Annotated in this window: 15 protein-coding genes; 14 read left to right on the forward strand and 1 reads right to left on the reverse strand. The window is 52.2% G+C overall.

The window, feature by feature from the left end; all coding sequences use genetic code 11:
* The first annotated feature begins 12 nt into the window (after window positions 1-12).
* From lpxD to rnhB, 5 genes are read left to right on the forward strand one after another with little or no spacing between them, the layout of a single operon-like run.
* Window positions 13-1,035, forward strand: coding sequence for a UDP-3-O-(3-hydroxymyristoyl)glucosamine N-acyltransferase (gene lpxD / locus NYR02_RS04820; RefSeq protein WP_260975265.1), 1,023 nt, complete (start codon window positions 13-15; stop codon window positions 1,033-1,035).
* Window positions 1,035-1,499: a 3-hydroxyacyl-ACP dehydratase FabZ gene (gene fabZ / locus NYR02_RS04825; protein WP_260975266.1), complete on the forward strand. Its 465-nt coding sequence runs from the start codon at window positions 1,035-1,037 to the stop codon at window positions 1,497-1,499. Before lpxD ends, fabZ begins: the two co-directional genes overlap by 1 nt.
* On the forward strand, window positions 1,496-2,266 hold the full coding sequence (gene lpxA / locus NYR02_RS04830) for an acyl-ACP--UDP-N-acetylglucosamine O-acyltransferase (protein WP_260975267.1): 771 nt from the start codon (window positions 1,496-1,498) through the stop codon (window positions 2,264-2,266). Before fabZ ends, lpxA begins: the two co-directional genes overlap by 4 nt.
* 2 nt (window positions 2,267-2,268) lie before the next feature.
* A complete protein-coding gene (lpxB, locus tag NYR02_RS04835; protein ID WP_260975268.1) occupies window positions 2,269-3,402 on the forward strand; it encodes a lipid-A-disaccharide synthase in 1,134 nt (377 codons plus the stop codon).
* Window positions 3,402-4,025, forward strand: coding sequence for a ribonuclease HII (rnhB, locus tag NYR02_RS04840; RefSeq protein ID WP_260975269.1), 624 nt, complete (start codon window positions 3,402-3,404; stop codon window positions 4,023-4,025). Before lpxB ends, rnhB begins: the two co-directional genes overlap by 1 nt.
* 21 nt (window positions 4,026-4,046) lie before the next feature.
* Here rnhB and NYR02_RS04845 read toward each other — a convergent pair whose 3' ends face one another.
* Window positions 4,047-4,850, reverse strand: a complete 804-nt coding sequence (locus tag NYR02_RS04845; RefSeq protein WP_260975270.1) for a lysophospholipid acyltransferase family protein — start codon at window positions 4,848-4,850, stop codon at window positions 4,047-4,049.
* Window positions 4,851-4,927: 77 nt separating this feature from the next.
* On the opposite strand from NYR02_RS04845, the gene NYR02_RS04850 reads away from it, so the two are divergent.
* The 9 genes from NYR02_RS04850 to NYR02_RS04890 all read left to right on the forward strand — a co-directional run bounded on the left by NYR02_RS04850 (window position 4,928) and on the right by NYR02_RS04890 (window position 16,975).
* Complete coding sequence (locus tag NYR02_RS04850) at window positions 4,928-6,130, forward strand: BaiN/RdsA family NAD(P)/FAD-dependent oxidoreductase (protein WP_338055917.1); 1,203 nt, start codon at window positions 4,928-4,930, stop codon at window positions 6,128-6,130.
* Between the two features lie 290 nt (window positions 6,131-6,420).
* On the forward strand, window positions 6,421-6,960 hold the full coding sequence (locus NYR02_RS04855; RefSeq protein WP_260975271.1) for a heme NO-binding domain-containing protein: 540 nt from the start codon (window positions 6,421-6,423) through the stop codon (window positions 6,958-6,960).
* 8 nt (window positions 6,961-6,968) lie between these two features.
* Window positions 6,969-7,904: a sensor histidine kinase gene (locus NYR02_RS04860; protein ID WP_260975272.1), complete on the forward strand. Its 936-nt coding sequence runs from the start codon at window positions 6,969-6,971 to the stop codon at window positions 7,902-7,904.
* Window positions 7,905-8,129: 225 nt separating this feature from the next.
* Window positions 8,130-9,731: an isocitrate lyase gene (locus tag NYR02_RS04865; protein ID WP_260975273.1), complete on the forward strand. Its 1,602-nt coding sequence runs from the start codon at window positions 8,130-8,132 to the stop codon at window positions 9,729-9,731.
* A gap of 916 nt (window positions 9,732-10,647) precedes the next feature.
* On the forward strand, window positions 10,648-11,718 hold the full coding sequence (locus NYR02_RS04870) for a GGDEF domain-containing protein (RefSeq protein ID WP_260975274.1): 1,071 nt from the start codon (window positions 10,648-10,650) through the stop codon (window positions 11,716-11,718).
* A gap of 240 nt (window positions 11,719-11,958) precedes the next feature.
* Window positions 11,959-13,113, forward strand: a complete 1,155-nt coding sequence (locus tag NYR02_RS04875) for a ferredoxin reductase (protein ID WP_260975275.1) — start codon at window positions 11,959-11,961, stop codon at window positions 13,111-13,113.
* Window positions 13,114-13,121: 8 nt separating this feature from the next.
* Window positions 13,122-14,222, forward strand: a complete 1,101-nt coding sequence (locus tag NYR02_RS04880) for a fatty acid desaturase family protein (protein WP_260975276.1) — start codon at window positions 13,122-13,124, stop codon at window positions 14,220-14,222.
* A 354-nt stretch (window positions 14,223-14,576) separates the two neighbouring features.
* Window positions 14,577-15,659: a BMP family ABC transporter substrate-binding protein gene (locus NYR02_RS04885; RefSeq protein ID WP_260975682.1), complete on the forward strand. Its 1,083-nt coding sequence runs from the start codon at window positions 14,577-14,579 to the stop codon at window positions 15,657-15,659.
* A gap of 335 nt (window positions 15,660-15,994) precedes the next feature.
* On the forward strand, window positions 15,995-16,975 hold the full coding sequence (locus NYR02_RS04890) for an isopenicillin N synthase family dioxygenase (protein ID WP_260975277.1): 981 nt from the start codon (window positions 15,995-15,997) through the stop codon (window positions 16,973-16,975).
* The last annotated feature ends 33 nt before the right edge of the window (window positions 16,976-17,008 follow it).

A 17,008-nucleotide genomic window follows, 5' to 3' on the forward strand; every position in this document is an offset into this window, starting at 1 on the left:
CGGGACATGATGATGCAATTAAGCTTAGGTGAACTGGCTCAGCGATTGGGAGCCGAATTGATTGGTGATGCCGATACCGTTATCCGCGGAGTGAACACTCTCAAGGATGCAACGGCAACGGATGTCAGCTTTCTGGCGAACTCCAGCTACCGCAGTCAGCTGCCAGACAGCAATGCGGGCGCGGTGATTGTCAGTGCCAAAGAAGCGGCAGACGTGCGCGGTGCTGCATTGGTTGTTGCCAATCCTTATCTGAGCTTTGCACTCGTGACTCAGATGTTTGATAACCGCCCACAACCGGTGCGCGGCATCCACCCCTCTGCGGTGGTGGCTGCCAGCGCAACGCTGGGGGACGATGTCTGCATCGCCGCTAACGTGGTGATTGGTGAGCATTGTGTGATTGGTGACGGTTGTGAAATCGGCGCCAATACCGTGATCAGTGATCACTGTGTGCTGGGCCGTGATTGCTGCCTGCGCGCTAACGTCACTCTGTACCATGATGTGGTATTGGGAGAGCGTGTGCAGGTGCATTCGGGTACCGTGATCGGTGCTGACGGTTTCGGCTTTGCGCCGGATAAAGGCCGCTGGCATAAAATTGCACAGCTCGGCGGGGTTCGTATCGGTAATGACGTCGACATCGGCGCCAATACCTGTATCGACCGCGGTGCGCTGGGTAACACCACCATCGAAGATCATGTCATTGTCGATAACCTGGTTCAGGTTGCACATAACGTGCGCCTGGGAGAGGGAACGGCGATGGCAGGAAATTCAGGTGTTGCCGGCAGTACGACCATTGGCAAGCACTGTACGATCGCTGGTGGTGCCGGTATCGCCGGACATCTGGCCCTGGCGGATGGCGTGCATGTGGCGGCGATGACCCTGATCAGTAAATCGATCAGCGAATCAGGGGCATACGCTACAGGTACCGCTCAGATGCCGATGCAGGAATGGCGTCGCAGTGCAACTCGCTTCCGACAACTTGATTCTATGGCCAAACGGCTACAACAGTTAGAAAAAAGTCACGAAGGTAAAGCTTGATGCCAGCGCACACTATTCAACAGATACAGGAATTTTTGCCACATCGTTATCCGTTCCTGTTGGTTGACCGAATTCAGGAAGTTAATCTTGACGCCGAGGACGGCGCCAATATCCGGGTGCTTAAAAATGTCACCATTAATGAAGAGTTCTTTAATGGCCATTTCCCCGGACACCCAATCATGCCCGGCGTATTAACGCTGGAAGCTATGGCCCAGGCAGCAGGATTGCTGGGGCTGACCATGCTGGGCGAAAATCGTAAGCCAACAACACTGTATTATTTTGCCGGTGCCGATCATGTGCGTTTTAAGCGCCCGATTGTGCCGGGTGACCAGGTTTGTCTTGAAGCCCGTTTTATGAGCGGACGCCGTGGCATCTGGAAATTCGATTGCCGTGCTCTTGTTGATAATAAAGTGGTCTGTGCGGCAGAAATCACCTGTGCTGAGAGAGATCTGGAGCAAGCATGATAGACCCGAGAGCCATCGTTGATCCCGGTGCCCGCATTGCGGCAAACGTGGAAATTGGTCCTTTTTCCATTATCGGCCCGGACGTAGAAATCGGCGAAGGCACGGTAATTGGCCCGCACGTTATTGTGCGCGGGCCAACAACGATTGGTAAAAACAATCGTATTTTTCAGTTTTCCAGTATTGGCGAAGAATGCCAGGACAAAAAATACGCCGGTGAGCCAACCACGCTGGTGATTGGCGATAACAACGTGATCCGTGAAGCCTGTACCTTTCACCGTGGAACGGTGCAGGATAACGGCACCACCATCGTCGGCAGCAATAACCTGTTTATGGTGAATGTGCATGTCGCTCACGATGCCGTGATTGGTGATAATTGTATTCTGGCGAACGACACCAACGTTGCCGGCCATGTAAAAATCGGTGATTGGGCCATTCTGGGCGGTGCCACACAGGTGCACCAGTTCTGCCTGATTGGCGCGCACTCTATGTGTGGTGCCGGCACCGTTGTTTTAAAAGATATTCCTGCCTATGTGATGGCGCTGGGTTATCCGGCGACGCCTCACGGCATTAACAGCGAAGGTCTGAAACGCCGTGGTTTCAGCAAAGAAAGCATTAAGCTGATACGCAGTGCGTATAAAACCCTGTACCGTCAGGGCCTGACACTGGCCGAAGCGCTGGAAGTACTGGTGCCGCAGGCTGAACAGGACGATGGCGTGCGGCAGTTGGTCGAAAGCCTGCAGGCCGCTTCACGGGGCATTATCCGATAATCATGCGTATTGCCATTGTTGCCGGTGAGACGTCGGGCGATATGCTCGGCGCAGGCCTGATTAAATCCCTTAAAGCCCGTTACCCTGATGCCGAATTTGAAGGTATCGGCGGTCCGTTGATGCAGGCGCAGGGCTTCAAAAGCTTTGTACCGATGGAGCGTTTATCGGTGATGGGGCTGGTGGAAGTACTGGGGCGTTTATTCGAACTGCTGAAAGTGCGACGCGATCTGGTCAAACTGTGGAAGAAAAATCCGCCGGATGTCTTTATTGGTATCGATGCGCCGGATTTTAATCTCAGCCTTGAACAACAATTACGTGAAGCCGGTATTAAAACCGCTCATTACGTCAGTCCCTCGGTCTGGGCGTGGCGAGAAAAACGTGTCTTCAAAATAGCTAAAGCTGTTGATCTGATGCTGACGCTGTTTCCGTTTGAAGCCAAATTCTACGAGAAACATCAGGTGCCGGTGAAATTTGTCGGTCATCACCTGGCCGATAAAATTCCGTTTGATACCCCGGTTGCGCCGGCACGGGAAGATCTCGGGCTCGATAACAAACGCCCTGTTGTGTGCCTGATGCCCGGCAGCCGCAGTGGTGAGGTTGAGCGTCTGGGGGCTTTGTTTCTGCAGACTGCTGAGCGTATGTTGCTGAAACGCAACGACCTGCAATTTATTATTCCGGCCGCTTCGGTCGAGCGTCGTAACCAGATCGAAGCCATGCTTGCCGCTTATACGGCCAGCCTGCCGGTGAAAGTGGTACTGGGTCAGTCGCATACCTGTATGGCCGCTGCCGATACAATTTTGCTGGCGTCTGGTACGGCAACCCTCGAAGCCATGCTGCTGAAAAAGCCCATGGTTGTGAGTTATATCGTGGCACCACTGACCTATCGCATTCTGAAAAAACTGGTGACTCAGCCTTATATTTCACTGCCTAATTTATTGGCCGGACGCGAATTAGTGCCGGAATTTATTCAGCACGACGCCACGCCGGAAAATCTGTCTGAAGCACTGCTGGTGCGTCTGGAAGATTCCGACGCCATGCATCAGCTGCACGAAACTTTTCTGTTTATTCATCGCCTGCTGAAGCGTAATGCCGATGATGAAGCGGCGGATGCTATCAGCGCGTTGCTCAATCAATAATGACCGACACTGCTACCGACTATCAGACCGAAATCGAAGCATCCCTGTGTCAGCAGGGCATTCCCTATTGTGGCGTGGACGAAGCCGGTGCAGGTCCCTTATGTGGCGATGTCATGGCTGCCGCTGTGATTCTCGACCCGGAAAATCCGATTGAAGGATTGAATGATTCGAAAAAACTCACGGAAAAAAAACGTGAAAAGCTATTCGATGAAATCCGTGAAAAAGCGCTCGATTACTGCATTGCCCGCGCAACCGTTGAAGAAATTGATCAGCTGAATATTCTTAATGCGCGCATGCTGGCCATGAGCCGCGCGATTGATGGCCTTAAACTGCCTTGTCAGCACGCGTTGGTGGATGGCAATAAAGCGCCGCAAACGACTTTGGATGTAACCACCATTATTAAAGGCGACAGTCTGGTGACGGCGATTTCTGCCGCTTCGGTACTGGCGAAGGTTCAGCGCGATCGTGAAATGCTGGAGCTGGATAAACAGTATCCGGGTTACGGTTTTGCCAAACATAAAGGCTATGGCACCGCAGCGCATATGGAAGCGCTGCAGGCGCTGGGGCCGTGTGAAATTCACCGGCGCAGTTATGCACCGGTAAAAGCCTTGCTGAAAGATTAATGCTGTGTTTTTTAGATGCGGCTAACGGCGGAATTTAATCGCCTGCTCGTAGGTTTTGCGGCGCAGTAAATCGCGGATGGCTTCATTCTCCAGATCGGCCAGCTCAGCCCACTCAATGCGTTCACCAATCCCCATCTGAATCGTTGAATTCTGTTTTTTCAGAAACTCCGCCGGAATCCGCAGCGTGCGCAGCGCCGGATGCACTTTGCCGAACATATGAAAGCTGCGGCTGTTATGGCCATGAAAATAGACCGGAATAACCGGGACTTCGGCTTTGCGGATCATACGGATACTGGAGATTGACCAGGGGCGGTCATAAATACCCGATTGGCCTTTATACCAGGTGGAAACCTCTCCGGCCGGGAACAGCCCTAGGCCTTCACCACGTTCAAGTTGTGCCAGCGATTTGCGCATGCCGCCCATGCCTTTCGGGCCGGAATTTTCAAACGGATTTACGGTAATAAATAAATCGGAGATCGGCGCGAAATAGCTCAGCAGAAAATTGGCCACCGCACGGAATTCCGGGCGTTTACGGCCAATCACCAGCAGCAGAATGACACCGTCGAGAAAACCAAACGGATGGTTGGATACGGTAACGAACGGGCCTTCCGCAGGAATGGCCGCATCCAGTGCCTGTGGATCATAATCCAGATGAATTTTCAGATGCTGCAGGGCGTTTTCAATCATATCGATGCCCTGTTTTTCATCCAGCTGGTTGTAAATACGATTCAGCGTTGGGCCTTTCAGCAGGCGCAGCAGCCATTCCAGTTTACGTGGTGTCAGGCCGGTGGCCTGCAGTAACCCCTGACGGTCAAACAACTCCATAACGCTGACTACTCTTTATTGTTGGATTCGATGGCATAATGGCGTCTTGTCCACAGACCACGACGCTTGAATAGTTTATGACCGAAATGCTACAGAAATTTGATGTGATCGTCATTGGTGCCGGTGCCGCCGGTTTAATGTGCGCCGCCCAGGCGGCAGCCCGCGGCCGTTCCGTACTGGTGCTGGATCATGCCAATAAAGCCGGTAAAAAAATTCTGATGTCGGGCGGTGGGCGCTGTAACTTCACCAACTACTTTGTGGCCCCGGATAAATATCTGAGCCATAACCCGCATTTCTGTAAATCGGCCCTCAAGCGTTATACCCAGTGGGACTTTATTGCGCTGGTGGAGCGTTATGGCGTGGCCTATCACGAGAAAAAAGACGGCCAGTTGTTCTGTGATAACAAAGCCTCCGACATTCTTAATCTGCTGCTGAGCGAGTGCGAACAGCAGGGCGTACAGATCCGGCTGGATACGCCGGTCAGTGCGGTTGCGCAATGCACTCAGCAAGGCTGTCGTTACCAGCTCAGGGGTGGGGGTGTGTGGCTGGGCTGTGAATCGTTGGTGGTCGCCAGCGGTGGGCCATCCATCCCCACACTGGGAGCAACGGGCTTTGGCTATGAGCTGGCACAGCAGTTTGGTCTTAACGTGTATGCGCCGCGCGCCGGTCTGGTGCCATTCACCCTGACCGACCATAACAAACAACTGAGTGAATCTTTGTCCGGCAGTGCGCTGAATGTTGATGTGGCCTGTGCCGGGCAGAGCTTCCGCGACGATATGCTGTTTACCCACCGTGGCCTCAGTGGTCCGGCCATGCTGCAGATTTCATCCTATTGGCAGGCCGGACAAAGCCTGAACATTAATCTGCTGCCAGATCATGAGGTTGCCGGTCTGCTGCGTCAGCAACAACACGAGCGCCCCAAACTGTCGTTGAAAAACTGGCTGGCAGAGCTGACCACACAAAAATTTGCCGAGAAATGGCTGGCGTCTTCTGCCTGGCAGCAGAGCACGTTAGCGCAGCTGTCCGGTGCCGATATGGATGTCATCGCGCAAAGTTTGCATGAATGGCAGGTTAAACCCGCCGGTACGGAAGGCTACCGCACCGCTGAGGTGGCGTTAGGCGGCGTGGATACCGACGAGCTGTCGTCCAAAACCATGGAAGTGCAACGCTTTCCCGGCTTGTTCTTTATCGGCGAGGTGGTCGATGTCACCGGACATCTGGGTGGCTTTAATTTTCAATGGGCGTGGTCGAGTGCGGTTGCGGCAGCCGAGTTTGTCTAAGCGTCTGTAATTTCTTAAAACAGTCTTATTAAGATCCTTTTCTTCTGATAGTGAGGTATCAGGCAAGGGTGCCACAGAATTGATTGGCTAAACTGAAGTCATATCAGTCAGATCGGGTGCCCTATGTCCTCACTCCGGATTTACACATTGCCTGTCAGTTTTCACCCCCGGGATCGCGGTTGGCACCGTGCGCAATGCACCGTATTGCGCATGGGCTGTGCCCTTAGCGCTTTTCTGACGCAACGTTTGCAAGGCGGGCATGGCCTGCTGTGCCAGTGCGGGGTCTCTCTATGAAAGGTGTGGTTTTCGATATTTTGCGCGATATGGTCGAAGAGCAATTTGGTCTGGCTGGCTGGAATGCCGTACTCGAACAGGCCGGTTCGGAAGGCTTGTATCTGTCAACCCAGACCTATCCGGATGCTGAGCTGTTAGGGCTGGTGGCTGCCGCCAGTGAGGTAACCGGTAAACCCGTTGATGAGCTGGTTTTTGCCTTCGGTGAATTTATGGTGAAAGAATTTTATGCCCGCTTTCCGGACTTCTTTGATAACGCCAGTGGGCTGATTAACTTTCTGGTGTCGATCGACCGGATTGTTCATGTCGAAGTAAGAAAGCTCTATCCGGACGCGGCACTGCCCAGTTTCACCTACCAAGGGGGCAGTATTGACGAAATCACCATGAATTACCGCTCGCCACGCAAGTTGTGCCGTTTGGCTGAAGGCCTGATCGCCGGCAGTGCCAGACATTTTGGCGAGCGATATCAACTGCAACATGATCCCTGTATGCATCAGGGGGCCGACTGTTGCAGTCTGCACATTAAGCTCGAGAGGTAATGGTCGCGATGTCTGAGACGGATTACGAAACAGCCTATCTGCGTGAAAAACAGTTACGCAAACAAGCGGAGCAACTGCTGGAAGACCGTTCGCGCGAACTTTTCCTGGCCAATGAGCAGCTGAAGGAAGTTAACAGCAACCTGCAGGAACAGCAGCAGATTGTCGTTCAATCCGAGAAAATGGCCTCTCTGGGGGTTTTGGCGGCGGGGGTCGCACACGAAATTAATAATCCGCTGGGTTATATCTACAGCAATTTTTCCAGCCTTGTGGAAGGTCTGCAGGATATACAACGCCTTCTGAATTACATGGATGGCGTCATTGCCAAAGGCGAAACCGCCGAGTCTCTGCGGGATGGCTGGCGTAATGCCTTATTACAATTTGATATTGCTTACCTGCTCAGTGATTACCAAAGTCTGGCACTGGAAACCATTGAAGGACTGGAGCGGGTGAAGCAAATTGTGGCCGATCTAAAATCGTTTATCCGTCAGGAAGATGGCGAAAAAGCGCCGGTGGATGTGAATGACTGCCTGCGAGGGGCGCTGAATATTCTGAATAATCAGACCAAGTACCATGCGCAGGTCGAGGTCGATTACGGCGAGCTGCCGGTTATTCAGGGCTATTTTGGCAAGCTTAATCAAGTGTTCACCAACCTGATTGCCAATGCCAATCAGGCGGTGCCGGAAAATGGTCTGATCCGTATCAGCAGCCGGCTGGTGGATGGCTGGATTGAAGTCGCCGTCAGCGATAACGGTTACGGTATCAGTGAAGAGCATATGCGCCACTTGTTCACCCCGTTTTTTACCACCAAACCCGTGGGCGAGGGCACGGGGTTGGGGTTGTCGATCTCCCATGGCATGGTGCAGGAGCACGGTGGTGAAATCAGCGTTAAAAGCAAACCCGGCGAGGGTGCGACGTTTACCGTCAGACTCCCCGTGAAGGCTTAATCATTCGCGTTTTCAGCCCTTTCTTCCGGCCTTATTGGCCGGGAATTCTCTCCTCTTTTTATTTATTTCCTCCCCATTCACACCAAAAATGTCAGGTATACATGGTATTGATTTCAATTATGGGGGGGAAGTCACTACTATTCGCCTGCATTTAACGTACTGCCCGCAGTCATCGAGGCCGCCAGGACAGACGTACCCCACCCACAATGTTGAAAGGATTGACTCATGTCAGCTTATCAAGACGAAATCAAAGCCGTAGCAGCTCTGAAAGAACAGAATGGTGCCTCTTGGGACGCTATCACCCCAGAATATGCAGCCCGTATGCGCATTCAGAACAAGTTCAAAACTGGTCTGGATATCGCTAAGTACACCGCTGGCATCATGCGTCGCGACATGGCTGCATTCGATGCAGACAAAACCAAATACACTCAGTCTCTGGGTTGCTGGCACGGTTTCGTAGGTCAGCAGAAGCTGATCTCTATCAAGAAGCACTTCGGTACTACCGAACGTAAATACCTGTACCTGTCTGGCTGGATGGTTGCTGCTCTGCGCTCTGACTTCGGTCCACTGCCTGACCAGTCTATGCACGAGAAAACCGTTGTTGCTGACCTGATCGAAGAACTGTACAAGTTCCTGCGTCAGGCTGATGCACGTGAACTGGGTGGTCTGTTCCGTGAACTGGACGCTGCACGCGCTGCTGGCGATGCTGCTAAAGCTGACGCCGTTCAAGCAAAAATCGACAACTACGAAACTCACATCGTACCGGTTATCGCTGACATTGACGCTGGTTTCGGTAACGAAGAAGCGACTTACCTGCTGGCTAAGAAAATGATCGAAGCCGGTGCTTGTGCACTGCAGATCGAAAACCAGGTTGCTGATGAGAAGCAGTGTGGTCACCAGGACGGTAAAGTGACCGTTCCACATGCTGACTTCCACTCTAAAATCCGCGCTCTGCGTTACGCTTTCCTGGAAATGGGCGTTGACGACGGTGTTATCGTTGCACGTACTGACTCCGAAGGCGCTGGCCTGACCAAGCAAATCGCTGTGGTTAACGAGCCAGGCGACGAAGGCGACATCTACAACTCCTTCCTGGACGTTGAAGAAGTAACTCCAGAACAAACCAAAGCTGGCGATGTGCTGATCAGCCGTGACGGCAAGCTGGTTCGTCCTAAGCGTCTGGCTTCTGGCCTGTTCCAGTTCCGTGAAGGTACTGGCCATGAGCGTTGCGTATTCGACTGTATCCACGCTATCAACGCTGGTGCTGACCTGCTGTGGATCGAAACTGCTGTTCCGACTGTTCACGAAATCCGTGACATGATGAACGACGTTCGTAAAGTTCACCCAGATGCGAAACTGGTTTACAACAACTCTCCATCTTTCAACTGGACTCTGAGCTTCCGTCAGCAGACTTTTGATGCATGGGCAGCTGAAGGTAAAGACGTTTCTGCTTACGACCGTACCAAGCTGATGTCTGCTGACTACGATGCGTCTGAACTGGCTGCAGAAGCTGATAAGCGTATCCAGGGCTTCCAGGCTGAATCTTCACGTGAAGCGAACATCTTCCATCACCTGATCACTCTGCCGACTTACCACACCACTGCGTTGTCTGTAGACAACCTGGCGAAAGAGTACTTCGGTGAAGCCGGTATGCTGGGTTATGTTGCTGGCGTTCAGCGTAAAGAAATCCGTCAGGGTATCGCTTGCGTTAAACACCAGAACATGTCCGGTTCTGACATCGGCGACGACCACAAAGAATACTTTGCTGGTGAGAACGCTCTGAAAGCCGGTGGTGCTAAGAACACTTCTAACCAGTTCAACAACATCTAATTTCGATTAGGTATTGCTGACACGTTAGTGTTCGAAAAAGGCGACCTCAGGGTCGCCTTTTTTTGTGCCTGGGGTTTGAGATATCGAAAGACTGGGTGGTAACCACTAAGTCAATAAACCAACCAGTTTCTGGTGTCTCTTATGAAAAGCAGGGCGCAGAAAACCATCACCGCAATGCCGCTTTTCAGATCAAACGTTTCCTTTTAAATATCATGTTTCAAACACGGTTTCCGTTGAAATACGGCTGAGCGGATGACTAAAAACGGCGATCGTGCGGCGCCAGTCAACCAGATGATTCTGCGGCCTTCAGAGCAAAACCCTGCCCCGGAACGATACAAATTATGGGTGTTTTAAAGCGTCGTTCCGGGGCGAATTGTTTTGCGTGCCGCATAATCATTGCAGTTGGCTGGATGAAGCCGGACGCGCCGAAAAGAGAGGATCGTAAGGAGATACCTCTCCTTGCATTGGGCCAGGGGCTTGCCCCGGAAAGGCGTTTCAGATTGAAAAACAGTAGTCAATTAATAGTACGGTTTGGAGTGACACAATGTCACGCCAAACTGTGGGGCAACAGTGGACCTCAGGGTCGCCTTTTTTTGTGCCTGGGGTTTGATAAACGGATGCGCTCTTACCGCTCTGTGTTCTATCGTCGCGCTTTAACATGCCAGCAGTTGGCTCATACACCGCAACATCTGTGCATATCAATGCACTTGCTGACAAATTAATATTCAAAAATATGACCGGCGAGCGTTTTTTGTGGCAGAGTCACTGCAAATACAGGGAGCTGACATGCGGATGGGCAGCCTGGCAGGGCACTGGTACGCATGCTCACCTGTAATGTAAAACCATTCCGGAGCTGCTGATGGTCTGCACTGCCGGTTAAATGTGGGCAAGATGCCCGCGGATTTTCGGAGCGTCTATGTTGTTGTACAGGGAACCGCTGCACCGCCGCACAGTACTGAAAGCCTTACTGCTGATCACCATGATCAGTGGGGTTCTGTTTTGCATTCTGAATACGCAGCGTGGGGTATATGCGCTGGCGACGATTGAGTTATTAACGGCGGCGTATTCATTGTTGTTGTATCGCGTGGTCAGCAGAACACGCCATCTCGATGCCTGGATTCTTGCTTACTTATTGCCGTTTCTGAGCATCATGATGTTTGCTCTGGCTCAGCCGGGAACCTCCGACAGCATTTTTGTCTGGGTGTTTCTGATCCCCCAGATTTCTTATCTTCTTACCGGCGTCAAGCGCGGTTTTATGATTACCGGCTTTTACCTGCTGACCGCCGCAGCGCTGTTTTACAACCGTTATCAGGATATGGAGACAATGCCTGCGGTCAGCATTGCTAATACCGTGATCTGTGCCATCGCCATCTGGAGTTTTGCCCATTATTACGAACAGAGCCGGGAACGTTACAGCCGCCGTCTGTTGCAGATTGCCGAGCGTGACAGCCTGACCGGCCTGCTGAACCGTATGCGGCTGGCAGAAGTGGTTGATTCTGAAATCCGCAATGCCGAAACCCGCGGGCAAACGATGGCGATGATTCTGCTCGATCTTGATCACTTTAAGCAGGTTAACGATTGCCACGGCCATCCTGCCGGTGATCACGCACTGATTTATGTCGCTGAGAAGCTGCAATCGGCGGTCCGGAAAACGGATTATGTTTTCCGTTTGGGTGGCGAGGAGTTCTGTATTCTGCTGCCGGGAGCTGATCGTTACAGCGCTGCAGAAGTGGCAGAGTCTGCCCGGCGTGAGCTGGAGCAGGGGGATTTTTGCATGGCGGGTAAACCGTTGTCACTGACCGCCAGTTTCGGTATCGCGGTCAGCGGAGAGGACGGACATGAGCTGGTGGAGCTTTACCACATAGCCGATCAGCGGATGTACGCGGCGAAGCATGGCGGTCGTAACCGGGTGATTGCCGATGATCTGGAAGAGCTGCATGCCGCCGCATTTGCCGTTGCCGATGAAGCGTCTGAGTTAAAATATTAATTCCTTAAAGTTAATAGTTTTGGCGTGATCATCCTGTTTATGCTGATATTTTTCTTAAATCATTGTCTGACAAACCTTGCCGGGTTAGGGAGCACTCACTCGGTCGCAGAGGCTGAAGACGCCAGAGGTTGTCTGATTTTGTGCCGGATGTTCCCTGTTGGACTTTAGTCGGATGAGTCGTTAAAACACGCGCTGAGAATCAAACACACGCAGATGTGTTCACATTGAATCAGGTGCACTATGACGACCATGACCGACTCCGCGCTCTCACCGCGCTCCTCCCGGCCAGTACCGCGATCGCAACGCCGATCTGCACTGCGCCGCTGGCTGGCTTCCAGTCTGACCCAGCACGACCGCTTTGCTGCCTACTTTGAACCTCTTATCCAGCTGGTGCTTCCGCGATGGTCTACTGCTGGCTGGCGTGCTCGCGTACTCGAAGTCCGTACCGAGCTGGACGATGTGTACTCACTGGTGCTGCGTCCGGCTAAAGGCTGGTCTGGTTTTAACGCCGGTCAGTACGTTGAAATCAGCGCCGAGCAGGATGGCCGTCGGGTCAGCCGGATTTTCAGTATTTCGTCTTCTCCGGCTTACTTTGCCCGTACCGGCCTGATTGAACTGACCATCCGGGTACAGGATAAGGGCCGCATTACCCCCTGGTTGCGTCAGCACTTTGCTGATGGTGGCCTGGTCAGCCTGTCGGCTGCGCAGGGTGATTTTGTTGTCAGCCAGAGTACTGCTCCCTTGTTGCTGATTGCCGGTGGCAGTGGCATTACGCCGTTCCGTTCGTTGTTGCAGCAACTGCAGCGCGAAGGTTCTGTGCGCCCGGTACAGCTGCTGTATTACGCCCGCCATGCACAGCACTTTCTGTTCCGTGAGGAGTTCGACCGCCTGTTGCTGGATATGCCGCAGTTCAGTCTGACATTGCTGAATAACGAAGAGCACGGTTTTATTTCAGCGGCGCATATCCGCCAGTACTGCACGGATTATGCTGCCCGCGACATTATGATCTGTGGCCCGACACCGATGATTCAGGCCGCCCGCAGCGCCTTAAGCGAGCTGGCTGTCGATGCCGCTCAGATCCGCTTCGAATACTTTGGTGCTGCACCGATTGATATGCAGCGCGCCAACGCCAGCGACACGCTGGTCGCCTTTAAGCGCTCGGCGATTAATGCCGATATCGCTGCACAGCCTGCGCAAACATTGCTGGAGGTGGCAGAGCAGGCCGGACTGAAGCCGGTCAGCGGTTGCCGTATTGGTGTCTGCCATCAGTGCATCTGCAAAAAAGAGAGCGGTGTGGTGTTTAACACCAAAACCGGCGCCTATTCCGATACCGGCAGTGAAGACATTCAGCTGTGTATCTCGGTTGCCGCCAGCGACCTGATTCTGGATCTGTGAGGAAAATAATGACAACAAGTATTCCATCGGCAGAAACGCTGTTCAGTTTTGAGCAGGAGATTAATGCCATCCGCGACGACGCATTAAGCAAAGTCGGCCAGGCCGATGCCGATTATATTCGCCGCGTTATTCGCTGGCAGCGGGCGCTGGATTTGCTTTCGCGACTGGTGATTGTGCTCGGTTTTATACACCCGTTATTCTGGGTTGCCGGGGTTCTTATGCTGGCGCTGGCCAAAATTCTCGACAACATGGAAATTGGCCATAACGTGATGCACGGCCAGTACGACTGGATGAACGACCCGCACATTAATTCGCGCAACTTCGAGTGGGATATTGCCGCCGATGGTGAATCCTGGAAGCGCTATCACAACCACGAGCATCACACCTATACCAACATTATCGGTAAAGACCGTGACTACGGTTATGGTTTGCTGCGTTTAAGTGACGATATTCCATGGCGTAAGAAAAACCTGTGGCAAATCATTACTTACCTGAATCTCAGCCTGTTATTTCAGTGGGGCGTTGCGTATCACGAGCTGGCCGCGGAACGTATTTTCTTTGGTAAACGCCGCAAAGACAGTCATTTGCCCATCAGTCGTGAAGAATTAAAAGCGGCTTTTTTCAGTAAAATCGGCAAGCAGGTATTTAAAGATTACGTGTTCTGGCCACTGCTGTGTTTTCCGGTGTTCTGGTCGGTTTTATTGGGCAATGTCTGCGCCAACCTGATCCGTAACCTGTGGACGTCCACCATTATTTTCTGCGGCCATTTTACCGAAGAAGCACACACCTTCAGTGAAGAAGAATGCCAGAATGAAACCCGCGGACAGTGGTATTACCGTCAGATCCTGGGCTCGTCCAATCTTGAAGGCGCGCGCTGGTTTCATATTCTGACCGGCCATTTAAGCTGCCAGATTGAGCATCATTTGTTTCCGGATATTCCGGCCCGCCATTACCCGGGGATGGCAAAACAGGTGGAGCAGGTTTGTAAGGCCCACGGCATCCCTTACAACAGTGGTTCTTTTGGCCACCAGTATCTGACGGTAGTGAAACGCGTACTGCGCTATTCTCTGCCGGATAAGTCCGGACGCGGAACACTGGCAACACACTGAATCATATTTGTGCATTGCCTGTGAATTGCCTGAAAAGGGAAGCCGGTCACGGCTTCCCTTTTTTATGGATCTCTCTTTGGCCGGTGCGCAGGTTGATCGTAGCCGGAGGCTTACTGTTGTCCCCGTAGGTTGATCATAATTGGTGCGCACGAAACTGTAGCAGGCTGTTTTTTAGTGCGCTTTTTCATGAGTTTCCATCTTTATGGGCCAACCTTTCCCCCGGAGTCTGGCATAATGCGGCGATTTTATTCATATTTCTGTTATTCCTGACCAGTTGGCCAAGTTATTGCTAAATTGGCAATGATTCTGTTTTTAACAGCCTGCATGCAGGTACTACCTTGGAGTAAAACCATGATGAAGAAACACAAGAACTGGCAACGCTGGGTGACGTCTGCTGCTCTGGCACTTGGCCTGAGCACTGGCGCAATGGCCGAAGACCCAATGAAAGTGGGCTTCGTGTACGTTGGCCCGGTGGGTGATTATGGCTGGTCTTATGAGCATGACCGTGCCCGTATCGAAGCGCAGGAATTCTTCGGCGACAAAATCGAAACCACGTTTGTCGAAAAAGTACCTGAAGGCGCTGATGCTGAGCGTGTGATCCGTCAGATGGCGCAAAGTGGCCACGATCTGATTTTTACCACCTCATTTGGTTTTATGAACCCGACCGAAAAAGTCGCCAAGCGTTTCCCGAAAGTATTCTTTGAGCATGCCACCGGCTACAAGCGCGCTAAAAACCTGTCTACCTACGTCCTGCGTACCTATGAAGGCCGTTATGTTTCCGGTATCGCTGCCGGCATGATGACCAAAACCAATACCATTGGTTACATCGCTTCTTTCCCGATCCCGGAAGTCATCCGTGATATCAACGCCGTGTATATGGCGGCCAAATCCGTTAACCCGGATGTAAAAATCAAAATCATGTGGGTAAGCACCTGGTATGACCCGGTTAAAGAAAGCGAAGCCGCTAACGCACTGATCGACCAGGGCGTTGACGTTCTGATTCAGCACACCGATTCACCAGCACCATTGATGGCCGCTGAAAAACGTGGTGTAAAAGCCATTGGTCAGGCATCCGATATGAGCAAGTTTGCGCCTAACGCACACATGTTCTCTATCCGTGATGACTGGGCACCGCATTACATCAAAACCATTCAGGAAATTAAGGCTGGCACCTGGAAGCCAGAAGATTTCTGGGGCGGTTTTGCTGAAGATATGCTGATGGTTGCGTCTATGAACGACAACCTGCCTGCCGATGTAAAAGCTGCGGTGACAAAAGCGCATGACGACATTAAATCCGGCGCATTGAAACCCTTTACCGGTCCAATGAAAAGCAATGAAGGCAAACTGGTGATTGAAGCCGGTCACAGCCTGACCGACGAAGAACTGGCTGGAGTAAACTGGTTTATCGAAGGCATTGACGCTACTATCCCGAAATAATACTGACCTTGGGCCTGTTTCATTAGTGTTAACAGGCCCTGCTGTCATTGTTCCGGCAGAGCGGCTTTAGCCGCTCTGCCTGCATGGAAGCCAGACCATAAGAGCCCAAGACGCCATTCTCTTGGTAAGAAGGGAAGAGCCGCCGGTTGTATAACGCCTCAGCGCATTATGTACCTGCTGTCATTCCAAAATACCCTCTTGGTAAGAGTGAATACCGGACTTCTTTTTGCGCCAGATAAAGATTCACTGCGTAAAAAGACACCTGCCGGGTATGGATGTTCGCAAGACTCTTGTTGGCCGCCAGGTGCTTATTTTTAATAAAGAAGGCACGAACTATGACGATGAATAATGTTCCTTTAATCGATATTTCCCCGCTGTTAAGCGACAACCGTGAAGATTGGCTGCCCGTCGTAGAAAACATTGACCAGGCTTGTCGTGAGATTGGTTTTTTCTACATTCAGGGACACGGTATTTCCTCTGCCCAGCTTGAGAGTATGTTTACCCTGGCAAAGACTTTTTTTGCTCAGCCGGAAGACATCAAACAACAGCTGTTAATTGCCAACAGCAGCAACCATCGTGGTTGGGGCAGTGCCGGTGCTGAGCAACTCGATCCGAGCAAGCCCAGTGACTGGAAAGAAACCTTCGACATGGCGCTGGATATTCATCCGGAGCACCCGATTGTTAAGGCTTGTCCGCAGCTGTACGGCCCGAATCAATACGGTGTGTTGCCCGGTTTTCAGCAGCAGATGAATCAGCACTACGGTCTGCTCATTAACGTTGCCCGCCGTCTGTTACAAGCCATGGCCATCGCCCTCAAATTACCCGATGACTTTTTTAATCAGTATTTTGATGATCAGCATATTTCTGTGCTGCGCATGATTCATTACCCGCCACGTCCGGCCGATCAGGTGGTGGATGCCGATGCCAAAGCCGCCGGTGCGCATACCGACTACGGCTGTCTGACTCTGTTATTACAGGATGATGTCGGTGGGCTGGAAGTTCGCAACGCACAGGATGAATGGGTTGCTGCACCACCGATTAAAGATGCACTGGTGGTGAACATCGGCGATTTGATGCAACGCTGGACCAACGATTATTACCGCTCCACCGAGCATCGTGTGCGCAATTTATCTCCCGGCGTGCACCGTTATTCCATGCCGTTTTTTGTCGAGCCGCGTTACGACACGCCGGTAAGCTGTATTCCAAGCTGCATCACCGCCGAGCGCGATGCACGCTATCCTTTAATTACCAGTGGCGAATGGATTTTATCGCGCTTCGCCGCTACCTACGCCTATCGTACCCAGGACGAAAGCTGACCCAGAACGAAAGCTAAGCTGGGACGAAGACTG

This window comes from Thalassolituus pacificus (assembly GCF_025318105.1).
GTDB lineage: Bacteria > Pseudomonadota > Gammaproteobacteria > Pseudomonadales > Oceanobacteraceae > Venatoribacter > Venatoribacter pacificus.